Genomic DNA, 13,370 nt, shown 5'->3' on the forward strand with positions numbered 1-13,370 from the left:
GTGAGCATCTTGGCAAGATGAAAATCAGTTTCGCGTCATGCGCAGCTTTGTGAAATAGTCGAGGCGTTTTTTAAGCTCGCGCTCATAGCCACGTTCAACCGGTAGATAATAAGCCTCGCGCTTCATGCCGTCGGGGAAATAGTTCTGGCCTGAAAAGCCATCTTCTGCGTCATGGTCATAGGCATAGTCTTTGCCGTAGCCTTGTTCTTTCATCAAAGTCGTGGGCGCATTGAGGATATGTTTCGGCGGTGGCTCAGACCCGGTTTTCTTGGCCGCTGACATTGCTTGCTTGAAGCCAACATAGGCTGCGTTGGATTTGGGCGCGAGGGCAAGATAGGTGACGGCTTGAGCCAGCGCCAGCTCACCTTCGGGAGAGCCGAGGCGTTCATAGGTTTCCCACGCATCAAGGCAAACCCGATGGGCATGCGTGTCTGCCAGCCCAATATCCTCAATCGACATGCGCGTGATGCGCCGGGCCAGATAGCGCGGGTCTTCACCACCCGTCAGCATCCGCGCCAGCCAGTAAAGTGCTGCATCAGGGTCGGAACCGCGCACAGATTTATGCAAAGCGCTGATCAGATTGTAATGGGCATCACCTGATTTGTCATATTGCGACGCGCGCCGCATCAGGCGTTTCGAAAGATCCTCGGGCGATAAGGGTGCATCCGTCTTCCAGGCTGTAATCTGTTCGATCAGATTTAGAAGCGCACGACCATCGCCATCGGCCATCTCAAACAGAGCCGCACGGGCATCAGGTTTCAGCGGCAAAGGCGTGCTCAACTCCTTCTCGGCCCGCTGCGTCAAATATTCAAGGTCATGTAAACTGAGCCGTTCAAGCACCAACACTTGCGCACGGGACAGCAGGGCGGAATTCAACTCAAAAGACGGATTTTCAGTTGTCGCGCCTACCAAAAGGATCGTGCCATCCTCCATATGAGGTAAAAAGCCATCCTGTTGGGCCTTGTTGAACCGGTGAATCTCGTCAACGAACAGCAACGTCCCCTGCCCGTTTGCGGCGCGGATCTTTGCGGCCTCGAAGACTTTTTTAAGCTCTTGAACGCCTGAAAAAATCGCACTGATCTGTACGAAGCTAAGGTCTGTTTCGTCAGCCAGAAGCCGCGCGATGGTGGTTTTACCGACACCGGGCGGGCCCCAAAAAATCAGTGAAGACAGCGTACCAGATGCCAACATCACGCCAAGCGGGCTGTCGGGGCCAAGCACCTGTTCTTGGCCAATAACCTCTGACAATGCTTTGGGGCGCAGACGATCTGCAAGAGGTTGCATTTTCGCAGGCCCCGCCGCACCCGTATCAAATAGATCAGCCATCAGATGCGGAACCGATAGGTGAACCTCCGCCCCCACGCACGCCGTCAAGCCGCCAGCGGCGCGATGTGTCCTGCGCGGCGTCGACTAGATCGGACGTAGTTGGAACCGATTGGCCGTTCACCGCTGTCAGAATATCCCCCACCTGCAATCCCACACGGCGTAAAGGAGTGGGCACCTCAGTGACAACAACCCCGTCGACACCTATTGCAAGACTCATCTCGACACCGATGGCCGGGTTCAGGTTCGACACGGACAGGCCCACCAATGGGGAGCCTTCGCCAACTGTTTGCGGTTCTCGCGGTGGGATTTCAGGGGCAGCGATAAGCGCAACCTCGGCCTGTTTTTCAACACCATCTGACAGGTAATCAACGTTGATCGTCTCACCCACAGGGCGGATCGACATGCGAAATAGCATCTCGGCGGGGGCGTTGACCACCTGACCATCCACGGCCAGCACTATGTCACCAGCCTCAAGGCCAGCTTCGATAAATGGGCTGGCTGGGTGCATGGCCGAAATCACAACACCTTCCGGAACGCTAAGACCAAAACCTTCGGCCAGACCATAATCGACAGTCTGCCCGTTGATGCCAGCCCAGGGCCGCGCGAAACGCTTATTTCCAGCGCGAGCTTGTTCGACGAACCGAGCAACCAGATTGGACGGAATGGCGAACCCGACACCGTTTGACCCGCCTGATCGGGTCAGGATCGACGTGTTCACCCCTACCAGATGGCCTGCTGTATCAACCAATGCGCCCCCAGAATTGCCGGGATTGATGGCTGCATCGGTCTGGATGAAATACCCACGCGCATTGCCTGTCGCGATGCCGGATCGCGCAAGCCCCGAAATGATGCCAGAGCTGACCGTTTGACCAATGCCGAACGGATTACCAATAGCAAGCACCAGCTCACCCACTTCGACATGATCACTGTCGCGGATCGGCAGCCAAGGCAGTTCGGTAGCGCTATCGATCTTCAGAATAGCAAGGTCGCTTTCCTCATCGGCCAGCAATACCTGGGCCTCAAACTCGCGCCGATCTTTCAGGACAACGCGTATTTCAGTCGCCATCCCGACCACATGGTAGTTTGACACAACGATCCCGTCTTCAGACAGGATAACCCCTGACCCAAGCGAGTTTTGAACACGCGGGCGGGTCTGTCCAAAACCGCGAAAGAAATCCTCGAAAAACGGATCACCACGAAATGGGCTGACCTGTTGTTCGACAACGCGGTTGGCGAAGATATTGACGACAGCGGGGGATGCGGCTTTGACCACCGGGGCAAAGCTGAGGCTGATTTCAGCCTGATCCTGCGGTACTTTCGTATCTGCTAAGGCGCTAGACACGCCAAGACAGATCACCAGAAGACTTGTCAGAAGAATGCGCATTGACACCTCTTTCATCTGCAAACCTAAATATGCGGGTCATAGATGTGGATTTCAATGCATCTTATGTTAAACTCAAAGTTGAGACGTCTTCCAATTTAACTGGTTTAAAATAGCCCCCGGAAAACCACCTGAAAAGCCTGGGTCATTATTAAGATCGCGTAACATTACCTGACCATGCAGCAGCAATAATATTACGACGACTGATGGGGACAAAATACGTTCCATTGCAACTCGAAACTCTTCGTCTGCTCTACTCAAAATAGCGATGATCAGATAGGTATTTATTAAAGCTATGGATACGAAACGTGATACATCAAATGCAATTACACATAAGCTAATTGGAGCTATAGCTGCAAGACAAAGAAAAAGCTTGTCCCCAAAAGGTCTGTGGGATGATGCAAAAACTATTAATGCTAACATCACCCCAAGCAGTAAAAATCCTGTTAATCCAAAAGCGATAAGGCGGAAAAGATAAAAGCTGGAGCCCCAAACAGCCTCAAGCCTGCCCGGCATATCTGGCGGAAAGGTTACTACCGGCTCGAATGTATCAGGTCGAATGTCAAAATCAATGCTTCGAGTTTGTGCCGTTTCAAGAAGTATATCAAGCATCACGAATTGATGCGTGCCATTAAAAATGACAGTACTAGCAGCCAGTCCGACAATCAGTAACGGCAAAAAGGCTAAAAAAATGCGCCCTTTATGCAGTTTGTACCGTATCCATATGTCAAACCCAAGCAATAGCGCGAAATATGGTAATACATTTTCATGAATCAGCGCTGCTGCAGCTAAAAACATACTTGCTGTTATAACCCCCAATACCCCTTGTTTCGTCAGAAAAAGAGCTGCAACAACAGTTATTATGAGTAGAGCGTCAAGATTTCCAGTGTTTCCAATAAAAGTGGCAAACCCTACCGAGCTAGAAAATAAAACTAATAAAATTCCACTATTCTGCCCCTCGCGCAGCGTATTGAACATAAAAACAAACAGAATAATTCCTGAAATTACAGTCAATAACGCAGCCACCCTATAGGTGTCCGCCTCAGTCATTCCGTTAGGAAATATCCAGCGTAATATCTCACCTAATAGCCCGCGACGTTGGAAACCATTTTCATAGGAAAAGAGAAATTGAGTTTGGGTCCAACTCATTGGCGGGCGCATACGCACCAAAATAATGCCAATCAACACTATAATAGCCAAGCGAAACGCAGATTTCCAACTAATAAGCATTTATGAGGTGTGTTGCATGCGAGTTTACAATCGAAATTTCAACATTGTGGGCAAGTAAACATACCCATATATCACGCATATAAACAAAAGAAAAAACCCCTCCGTTTAGAGGGGTTTAGAAATTTAATGAAGTAACTATTCCGCAGCAGACTCTTCGGCCTCAGCACGAGCCTTGTCGGCAGCACCTTTGGCGCTTACATCGCGGTCAACAAATTCGATGATGGCCATAGGGGCCATGTCACCATAGCGAAAGCCTGCTTTCATAATGCGAACGTAGCCGCCCTGACGGTCCTTGTAGCGTGGGCCAAGAACATCAAACAGCTTTGCAACATCTTTGTCCTGACGCAGTTTGCTTGCGGCCTGACGACGCGCGTGCAGATCACCGCGTTTGGCAAGCGTGATCATCTTCTCGATGATCGGGCGCAATTCCTTGGCTTTTGGCAGAGTCGTCTTGATCTGCTCATGTTCGATAAGTGACCCACACATATTGATAAACAACGCTTTGCGGTGTTCATGGGTGCGGTTCAGGCGGCGATAGCCCCGTGCGTGACGCATTTCTCAATTCCTTCTCATTTTACTTTGTCTGGTGGTCCAGTGCGTGCCGGCCACTCTCCTTGGGGCGGGATTGCCCATATATTCCCTGCACGTGCAGGCATTTTGGTGTTATGGCAGAGCTTCACCCCACCATAACAGAATTAAAACTGGTCTTCGAACTTCTTGGCCAAATCTTCGATATTCTCTGGTGGCCATTCGATGATATCCATGCCCAGATGCAGACCCATACCGGACAGCACTTCCTTGATCTCATTCAAGGATTTGCGACCGAAATTCGGAGTACGCAACATCTCGGCTTCGGTTTTCTGGATCAGATCACCAATATAGACAATATTGTCGTTCTTCAGACAGTTGGCCGAACGGACAGAGAGTTCCAATTCGTCCACTTTCTTCAGAAGAAGCGGGTTGAACTCCAGATCGTCCTCATCGTCCTGCGCGCGGGCGCTTTCAGGCTCTTCGAAGTTAACGAAGGTTGCCAATTGATCTTGCAGAATGCGCGCAGCGTAGGCCACAGCGTCATCCGCAGTGAGCGAACCGTCCGTTTCGACCTTCAATGTCAGTTTGTCATAATCCAGAACCTGACCTTCGCGGGTCGGCTGCACATCATAGCTGACCTTTTTGACCGGCGAGAAAATAGCATCGATCGGAACCAGACCGATAGGTGCATCTTCCGGTTTGTTCTTGTCAGCGGACACGTAGCCCTTGCCGACATTCACAGTCAGTTCCATGAACAGATCGGCACCATCATCAAGGTGGCAAATCACGTGTTCACGGTTCAGAATTTCGATGCCTGCACTGTCGCTGATGTCACCGGCTGTCACAACAGCAGGGCCTTTTGCCGCGATGGACAGGCGCTTTGGCCCTTCCACTTCCATACGGATCGCAACACCTTTGAGGTTCAGTACAATGTCTGTCACGTCTTCGCGCACACCGGCAATCGAAGAGAATTCGTGCAAAACATTGTCAATCTGTACGGATGTAATCGCAGCCCCTTGCAAACTGCTCATCAGCACCCGGCGCAATGCGTTGCCGAGTGTCAGACCAAAACCGCGCTCCAGCGGCTCGGCAATCATCGTTGCCTTACGCGCAGGATCGTTGCCCGGCTTGATTTCCAGTTGCATAGGCTTGATCAGTTCTTGCCAATTCTTGTGGATCATGTGTCGCCTCCATACCTGTTCCCATTCATGTCCAAAAATGGGAACGCCCGAGGTTAAAATGACGGATTCAGGGACCTGCCACTGCAGATGCCCTGATCGTTGAAACTTGCTTATACGCGGCGGCGTTTTGGTGGACGGCAGCCGTTATGGGCCATTGGGGTCACGTCACGAATGGACGAGATCTGGAACCCGGCAGCTGCCAGTGCCCGCAGCGCGCTTTCACGGCCGGAACCAGGGCCCTGCACTTCCACTTCAAGCGTTCTGACACCATGTTCCTGCGCCTTGCGACCAGCATCCTCGGCGGCCATCTGCGCTGCATAAGGTGTCGACTTGCGCGACCCTTTGAAACCCATTGTACCAGCAGACGACCAAGCAATTGCATTGCCCTGAACGTCGGAAATCAGGATTTTCGTATTGTTGAATGAAGAATTCACATGCGCCACACCGGCGGCGATATTCTTGCGAACCTTCTTCTTCGTGCGTGTCTTTTCACGTGCCATATCGAATATCCTCCCTTACTTCTTCTTGCCGGCAATGGCCTTTGCGGGGCCTTTGCGCGTGCGGGCGTTCGTATGGGTCCGTTGACCCCGAACAGGAAGGTTACGGCGATGACGCAGGCCGCGGTAGCAACCAAGATCCATCAGCCGCTTGATGTTCATTTGCGTGTCACGACGCAGATCGCCTTCGACCGTATAGGTCGCATCGATATGCTCGCGGATTTTCAGAACCTCTGCATCGCTCAACTCATTGATGCGACGGCTGCTTTCGATACCCACAGTCTCGCAAATTTCTTTGGCGGAGGTGTGACCGATACCAGTGATGTAAGTAAGTGCGATAGGAACACGTTTCCCATCAGGCAAGTTAACGCCAGCAATACGTGCCAATTGGCTTTTCCTTCTCAGTCGCGGTTCCGTAATGCCAGAACCTTTTTTCACAACATAAGCCCGAAGGTTTTTTGAACCGTCGGGCTTGGTTAATCCTCAAATGCGCAGGGCAGGTTAGCTGAGCCTGCTGGGGCGCGATTCTCTATTGAGAAATTGGGGCTTAGGACCTTTTTAAGCGATGGTCAAGAGAGGTGTTGGTCAATCATCCAGAACAGCATTTATCTGGGCCGCCACCTCATCAATCTCACCCAAGCCCGGAATCCACTGCAACTGGTTTTTGCAATGATAGTATCCAATCAGTGGTGAGGTCTTCTTGTAGTATTCCATCAACCGGGTGCGTAAGGATTCTTCATTGTCATCAGCACGACGTTTGAAATCTGACGCGCCGCAGTTGGTGCATTTATTATCCGCCGGGATTGGCTTGGTGATGTCGTTGTAGACCTCGCCGCAATTGCCACAGGTGGATCGCGCCGTGATACGCTGCACCAGCGCGTCGTCATTAACTTCCATCGCTATGACAAAATGCAGGCCAGTGCCATATTTTTCTAACAGATCGCCCAGCGCGTCGGCTTGTGCCAGCGTGCGGGGGAATCCGTCAAAAATGAACCCGCCGCCATGATCGCCCGCAAGCTTTTCTTCGATCAGGCCGATGACAATGTCATCTGTCACCAGCTCTCCGGCATCCATGATCGCAGCAACCTTTTGACCCATCTCGGTTCCACTGGTTCGCGCTTCGCGCAGCATATCACCGGTGGAAAGCTGGATCATGCCGCGTTCATCCACAAGCTTACGCGCTTGCGTTCCCTTGCCCGCGCCCGGTGGGCCCAGAAGTATTATGTTCATCTACGTGCTGTCCCTTTTTTGCCGCGTCTTTTCCCGCGCAGCTGCGATTTCTCAATCAACCCTTCATATTGGTGGGCCAGCATGTGGCTTTGCACCTGCTGAACAGTATCCATCGCAACGGACACAATAATCAGAACTGACGTACCGCCAAAGTAAAACGGGATGGCAAATTGTGCACGCAAAATTTCCGGCATCAAACAAACTGCCGCAAGATAACCTGAGCCAAGCACAAGAATACGGTTTACAACATATTCCAGATACTCCGCTGTGCGCTTACCCGGACGAATGCCCGGCACAAAACCGTTCTGGTTTTTCAGATTGTCAGCCACATCATCGGGTTTGAACGACACGTTGAACGTGTAGAAATAAGCAAAGAATACGATCATAGCTGTGAAGAACAACAGATAGAGCGGCTGTCCCGGCCCGAAATAGGCAAGCAGCGTAGCCATGATCGGACTGCCTGCATTGCCTGAGAAGGTTGAGAATGTCGTCGGCAACAATAGCAGGGACGAGGCAAAAATCGCTGGAATCACACCCGATGGGTTCACCTTCACCGGCAGATGCGATGAGCCACCATCATATACTTTCATGCCAACCTGACGACGTGGGTACTGAATATGTATCTTGCGCAAAGCGCGCTCCATAAACACCACGAAGGTGATGGTCGCCACAACAAGAAGTAACATGCCAACGATTACCGCAGGTGACAGCGCGCCTGAACGGCCTTGTGCAAAGAATTGTGCGATTGCGGCAGGGATCTCGGCGATGATCCCAACAAAGATAATCAGTGAGATACCGTTACCAATGCCACGTGCGGTGATCTGTTCACCCAGCCACATCAAAAACATGGTGCCACCCACCAGTGTGACAACGCAGGAAATACGGAAAAACCAACCCGGATCCGAAACAAGACCGCCACTTTCCAACCCTACCGCCAAACCATAGGCCTGAAAGGTCGCCAGAAACACAGTACCGTAGCGGGTATATTGGTTTATCTTCTTGCGGCCCTGCTCACCCTCTTTCTTCAACTGTTCCAGTGACGGCAGCATAGCTGTCATCAGCTGAACAATAATCGAAGCCGAGATATAGGGCATGATACCTAGCGCGAATAGGCCCATCCGCCCGATCGCACCGCCCGTAAACATATTGAAAATACCACCAACGCCTGTTTGCAACTGCTCAACGAAGTTGCGCAGGGCTGCGGCATCAATGCCTGGCACCGGCACATAGGTGCCAAGGCGGTAGACGATAAGAAGCCCGATGGTGAAAAGGATACGCTGTCTCAGCTCGGTCGCCTTGCCAAAGGCGGACCAGCTCATGTTTGAGGCCATTTGCTCGGCTGCGGATGCCATATGTCTCGACTTCCCTATCTATGTCGTGACAGCGCCGCGCATTGGGTTCCCCAATCGCGGCGCCGGAAAACTGTAATGTATGTAAGTGGCGATGCTGCCTCTCACAAGCGGTTATTCCGCTGCTGCCGCTACGGTCAGTGTGCCACCGGCTTTTTCCACAGCTTCAATAGCTGATTTTGAGGCCCCGGTCACGTTCAGTTTCACCTTCGCAGTGATATCACCCTTAGCCAGAATGCGCACACCATCAAGCTTGCGGCGCACAACGCCGGTTTCTACCAGCACATCCTCAGTGATCTCTTTTTTGGCATCAAGTGTCTTGGCGTCGATGAATTTCTGGATCAGGCCAAGATTTACAACAGCGAATTTCTTGCGGTTAGGCTTGTTGAAGCCACGCTTTGGAAGGCGCATGTAAAGTGGCATTTGCCCGCCTTCATATCCGTTCAGCGCCACGCCCGAGCGGGACTTTTGACCTTTGATACCACGGCCAGCAGTCTTACCTTTGCCGGAGCCGGGACCACGGCCTACGCGTTTTTTGGATTTGGTTGCGCCGGGATTGTCGCGCAGTTCATGCAGTTTCATATCGCTTCTCCTTTGCCGGAAATGGTCCTCGAAGCGAAATGGACCAAACGCGGCGTTTCAATATTGAGTCGTAGCAACTTAGCCATCGGCGGGTATTTAGAGAAATGAAAGCCTCGTTGCAAGAGGCACCTCAGATTTCGATATCTTTCAAGATATTTTTGCAGCTCTGGGACATCGAAACCCGCATTCGGACGACAAGTGATGCACAGGTCCCGTGTTGGTGATCTCAAAAAAAACGCGACCCACCTGAGAAATATCAACTCCGGCACTTCATATGGCCGGTATTTGTTCAGCTAGAACAAACATCGTTACAGGAGAACGGAATGGAAGACGTTGAACGCCTATTGAAAGGAACCGTCGAAGAGCTTGATAAGCTGCTAAACGCAAAAAATGTTCTGGGAGACCCGATTGAGCGGGAGGGATCAATGGTAATTCCTATCGTCAGCTACGGGTTTGGTTTTGGCGCCGGTGGCAAATCCGCGGACAAAACTGGCGCTGGCAGCGGAACCGGTGCTGGCGGTGGCATCAAGCCCTTGGGTGCAATTATCTTCGACAATCAAGGCGCCCGTGTTGAAGCGGTGAAAGGGACCGTTACGAATGTAGCAGAAATCGTTGGAGACGCCGTGGCCCATGCCATGGATCGAGCATCCAAGAAAGAGCCGCCCGAGGTGAAGAAAGCCTAAGCCCAATGTACTGGGTGCTTGTTTTTTTGCTAAGCGCTCTTGCTGTTTTGCTGGCGTTGTTGATCTTGGTTCTGAGCGTCCCTGTGCTGATCGACTTCCGCATCAGCAAGTATCGAGATGTGCGTTTTACAATCAGCGCGCGTCTCTTTGGCAGGCATGGTCCGGTGATTGATATAGTTGATAGCGACCGGTCACGTCAGGCAAAGTCAAAAAAGAAGAAAAGTGAGAGGGCACATAAAAAGAAGCGAAGGAAGGTTCCCAAGCATATAGGCGCTGAAGCCTATCGGCTCGTATCGTCGTTGTTTCGCGCCGTGCATTTTGAGGAGCTTAAAGTCGACGCCGAGTTTGGGCTTGGTGATCCGGCCGAAACGGGACAGCTTTATGGCCTTCTCACCCCGGTCATCTACGGGGGTGGCTCAGATATTGCTTTACGTCCGGCCTTTGATCGCATTTGTTTGGAAGGTGTCTGCAAAGCGACATGCAAAGTCGCACCGATGGCACTATTACCGCCGCTGCTACGTTTCGGTTGGCACGCCTATGGGCCAGTTCGATGAGATACATCCTTGAGACGAGGATCGTACCAACCATCGGGCATGTTGGCGTGATCTCTGCAACTTCTCTCATTCAGCATGACAACATTATCAGCAGCGCCTTTAGCGGGTCAAAACAGCCCCTTTATGTGCTTATAAAACTAAATTCCGATGACAGCCCCAAGGCGTTTGAGATCAGTGGGGTCGCCGCCTCACTCAAGAAGATAGAAACGCACTGCCCCGGCCTTGTTCAGGCCTTTTGGAAGGGTGCAAGCAACCCTTGAATTATGCGACTATGAAAGCGCGACCTGAAACCAAAGGGATGCTTGATCCGTAAATCACTAAAGCTCAACCTTTCGCTTTGTCCTCGTGTCGCGGCTCTTCGCGAACAATCTCTACCTTAACCTGGGCAAAGAACGCAGCGATGACACCAATCAAAGCCAGTATCGGCGCAGCAAGAGCAATTGCGCCACCAGCGACAGCGCCGATTGTGAGAGGAATATCAACCGCAATATCGCCGTCAGGCTCTTTGATGCGAATTCGGCGGACAGAAGCCTCATTGGCGAGGCTTTCAACCTTATCTTTCAATTTGTCGCTCGAAACCTCGATTTCTTCGATCCAGGTTCGATCTTCTTTATCAGTTTTGGTGGAACCACTGGTCATGTCTTTAACCTTCAGTTTGATTGGATGAGAGCGCATCATAAAGCCCGCGTGATCGATGCAAGTGATTTGAATCAAGTCAGACCCAGAAAACCGAGCATAGCGCGCGGCGCGCGATCTCAGGCTAGCTGGGAAAACGCCGCCGCAAAATTTCTTCAACCGCATTTGATATTTGTCAGATCGTGAGCGTCTGGCTGACTTACTTTGCCAATGGATGCGAGGGTTTAGGGAAGAAAATCATGTCGGAGACATCTGCAGAAGTTGCCGAAAGATTGGGTATTGGGAACGGCAAAGGTCGTGTTCCGGTCTGGATAAAGTATGTGATTGGGGCTTTGGTGATCGGAGGTATAGGCCTGTACTGGTTCGCGTCCGCGGATCCGGACAAGGATATAAGATACGTCACGGCTGAAGCAGAAACCAATGATCTGCAGATAACTGTGACGGCGACTGGCACGATTGAACCTACAAATCTGGTCGAGATTTCAAGTGAATTGTCGGGCACGCTTAGCAAGGTGAATGCTGATTTCAACGATGTGGTCAGTAAAGGCAGTATTCTGGCAGAGTTGGATACAGCCAAGCTGGAGGCGCTTGTTGCGGTCAGCAAGGCCTCGCTGGATAGCAAAATCGCACGTGTCGCAATGGCTGAGGCCACGCTGGATGAGGCAAAGGAGAAATACGAAAGCGCGGTCAGGCTTGAGGAACGCGGGGTCACAGCGCATCAAACCTTTGTTTCGCAACGCGCAGCCTTCATCCGCGCGCAATCAGAATTACAGGCCGCCCTGGCCGACAGAGCACTGGCCGAAGCGGATCTGGATCTTCAGCAAACCGAGTTGGACAAGGCCTGTATCTGTTCGCCCATTGATGGAATTGTCCTTGATCGCGCGGTGGATACAGGCCAGATCGTAGCGGCTGCGTTATCTGCCCCGGTCCTGTTCACTGTTGCCGAAGACCTGACCAAGATGGAGCTGCAGGTTGATATCGATGAGGCAGATATCGGACGCACAGCGGTTGGTAACATGGCTGACTTTACTGTGGATGCATATGACGAGCGTTCATTCCCCGCAGAGATTTCGGAGATCCGGTTCGCTCCGAAAACGGTTGACGGGGTTGTGACATACAAGGCGGTTCTGAGCATCGATAACTCGGACCTGTTATTACGACCGGGCATGACCGCGACTGCTGATATCACGGTGGCAGAGATTTCGGCTGCTCTGACCGTGCCAAATGCAGCCTTGCGATATGCTCCGCCCGCAGTGCCGGTAGAGAATGAGGAACGAAGCGGCCTACTTGGAATGCTTATTCCCGATGACTCTGATGGAACCAGACGAGGAGACAACAAGACACTTTGGGTCATGCGGGGCGATGCGGCGCAGAAAATCGCCATTCGTGCTGGCGCCAGTGACGGTCGTTTAACAGAGATACTTGAAGGTGAGCTTGCCGTTGGCGACTTGGTAATCGTGGACCGGGTCGATGGTTAATGCTGCGGCGGGAAGCTTGCCACTGATCCGACTGCGCGGGATCAGCCGCGTATATGGCAGCGGGGAGGCCGAGGTGCGGGCTCTCGACGCTGTTGATCTAGATATCGCCAAGGGCGAATTCGTTGCGATCATGGGGCCAAGCGGATCTGGGAAGTCCACAGCGATGAATGTGATTGGTTGCCTCGATGCGCCGACCTCAGGCGAATACCTGTTCAATGGGGTTGAAGTCGCGGACCTGACTCAGGATCAGCACGCCTTGTTAAGACGCCATTATCTTGGCTTCGTGTTTCAGGGTTACAACCTCTTGCCACGCACAAGTGCTTTACAAAATGTCGAACTGCCGCTCATCTACAAAGGATTGGGGCGCGCAGAACGACAAGCAGCGTCAATTGCGGCTCTGGAAAAAGTCGGACTTGCGCACCGCGCAAGTCACGATCCGTCAGAGCTGTCGGGCGGTCAACAACAACGCGTCGCGATCGCGCGGGCATTGGCTGGCAATCCTCAAGTGCTTCTGGCAGATGAGCCCACCGGCAATCTCGATACAAAGTTGTCGATCGAAATTATGGAAGCCCTGAAAGGCCTGAACGAAACCGACGGACTGACCATTGTCATGGTGACTCATGAGGCCGACATGGCACAATATGCCAAACGGCTGATCTGGATGGTCGATGGCCGCATAGAGCGCGACGGCCCAACTAGAGAGGCCGCCTGA

Annotated in this window: 14 protein-coding genes and 1 pseudogene; 4 read left to right on the plus strand and 11 right to left on the minus strand. The window is 52.2% G+C overall.

Annotated features, from left to right (window positions below):
• Nucleotides 1-24: 24 nt before the first annotated feature.
• The 10 genes and pseudogenes from ACZ1HF_RS10225 to rplO all read right to left on the minus strand — a co-directional run bounded on the left by ACZ1HF_RS10225 (nt 25) and on the right by rplO (nt 9,307).
• Nucleotides 25-1,326, minus strand: coding sequence for a replication-associated recombination protein A (locus tag ACZ1HF_RS10225; RefSeq protein WP_472657400.1), 1,302 nt, complete (start codon nt 1,324-1,326; stop codon nt 25-27).
• Nucleotides 1,326-2,710: pseudogene (locus ACZ1HF_RS10230) on the minus strand (trypsin-like peptidase domain-containing protein). The gene ACZ1HF_RS10225 and the pseudogene ACZ1HF_RS10230 overlap by 1 nt, the downstream one beginning before the upstream one ends.
• A gap of 72 nt (nt 2,711-2,782) precedes the next feature.
• Nucleotides 2,783-3,895: a hypothetical protein gene (locus ACZ1HF_RS10235; protein WP_472657401.1), complete on the minus strand. Its 1,113-nt coding sequence runs from the start codon at nt 3,893-3,895 to the stop codon at nt 2,783-2,785.
• 177 nt (nt 3,896-4,072) lie between these two features.
• A complete protein-coding gene (gene rplQ, locus ACZ1HF_RS10240; protein WP_472657402.1) occupies nt 4,073-4,492 on the minus strand; it encodes a 50S ribosomal protein L17 in 420 nt (139 codons plus the stop codon).
• Between the two features lie 140 nt (nt 4,493-4,632).
• Nucleotides 4,633-5,649: a DNA-directed RNA polymerase subunit alpha gene (locus ACZ1HF_RS10245; protein WP_472657403.1), complete on the minus strand. Its 1,017-nt coding sequence runs from the start codon at nt 5,647-5,649 to the stop codon at nt 4,633-4,635.
• 110 nt (nt 5,650-5,759) lie between these two features.
• A complete protein-coding gene (gene rpsK, locus ACZ1HF_RS10250; RefSeq protein WP_472657404.1) occupies nt 5,760-6,149 on the minus strand; it encodes a 30S ribosomal protein S11 in 390 nt (129 codons plus the stop codon).
• 15 nt (nt 6,150-6,164) lie between these two features.
• The gene (rpsM, locus tag ACZ1HF_RS10255) at nt 6,165-6,533 is read right to left on the minus strand and encodes a 30S ribosomal protein S13 (protein WP_472657405.1); all 369 of its coding nucleotides are present in this window, start codon (nt 6,531-6,533) and stop codon (nt 6,165-6,167) included.
• Nucleotides 6,534-6,731: 198 nt separating this feature from the next.
• Entirely contained in the window at nt 6,732-7,376 is a 645-nt protein-coding gene (locus ACZ1HF_RS10260) for an adenylate kinase (RefSeq protein ID WP_472657406.1), read from the minus strand.
• Nucleotides 7,373-8,728 (minus strand): preprotein translocase subunit SecY, encoded by a 1,356-nt coding sequence (gene secY, locus ACZ1HF_RS10265; RefSeq protein ID WP_472657407.1) that lies wholly within the window; start codon nt 8,726-8,728, stop codon nt 7,373-7,375. Before secY ends, ACZ1HF_RS10260 begins: the two co-directional genes overlap by 4 nt.
• A 111-nt stretch (nt 8,729-8,839) precedes the next feature.
• Entirely contained in the window at nt 8,840-9,307 is a 468-nt protein-coding gene (gene rplO / locus ACZ1HF_RS10270; RefSeq protein WP_472657408.1) for a 50S ribosomal protein L15, read from the minus strand.
• Between the two features lie 323 nt (nt 9,308-9,630).
• On the opposite strand from rplO, the gene ACZ1HF_RS10275 reads away from it, so the two are divergent.
• Together ACZ1HF_RS10275 and ACZ1HF_RS10280 are read left to right on the plus strand one after the other, a co-directional pair.
• The gene (locus ACZ1HF_RS10275; protein ID WP_472657409.1) at nt 9,631-9,990 is read left to right on the plus strand and encodes a GerW family sporulation protein; all 360 of its coding nucleotides are present in this window, start codon (nt 9,631-9,633) and stop codon (nt 9,988-9,990) included.
• 83 nt (nt 9,991-10,073) lie between these two features.
• Nucleotides 10,074-10,544: a DUF2953 domain-containing protein gene (locus ACZ1HF_RS10280; RefSeq protein WP_472657410.1), complete on the plus strand. Its 471-nt coding sequence runs from the start codon at nt 10,074-10,076 to the stop codon at nt 10,542-10,544.
• 324 nt (nt 10,545-10,868) lie between these two features.
• Here ACZ1HF_RS10280 and ACZ1HF_RS10285 read toward each other — a convergent pair whose 3' ends face one another.
• Nucleotides 10,869-11,183 (minus strand): DUF4342 domain-containing protein, encoded by a 315-nt coding sequence (locus ACZ1HF_RS10285; protein ID WP_472657411.1) that lies wholly within the window; start codon nt 11,181-11,183, stop codon nt 10,869-10,871.
• Between the two features lie 236 nt (nt 11,184-11,419).
• On the opposite strand from ACZ1HF_RS10285, the gene ACZ1HF_RS10290 reads away from it, so the two are divergent.
• Both ACZ1HF_RS10290 and ACZ1HF_RS10295 read left to right on the plus strand, forming a co-directional pair.
• A complete protein-coding gene (locus ACZ1HF_RS10290) occupies nt 11,420-12,658 on the plus strand; it encodes an efflux RND transporter periplasmic adaptor subunit (protein WP_472657413.1) in 1,239 nt (412 codons plus the stop codon).
• Nucleotides 12,651-13,370 (plus strand): ABC transporter ATP-binding protein, encoded by a 720-nt coding sequence (locus ACZ1HF_RS10295; RefSeq protein WP_472657414.1) that lies wholly within the window; start codon nt 12,651-12,653, stop codon nt 13,368-13,370. Before ACZ1HF_RS10290 ends, ACZ1HF_RS10295 begins: the two co-directional genes overlap by 8 nt.

The organism is Litoreibacter sp. GN1-5 (assembly GCF_055693805.1).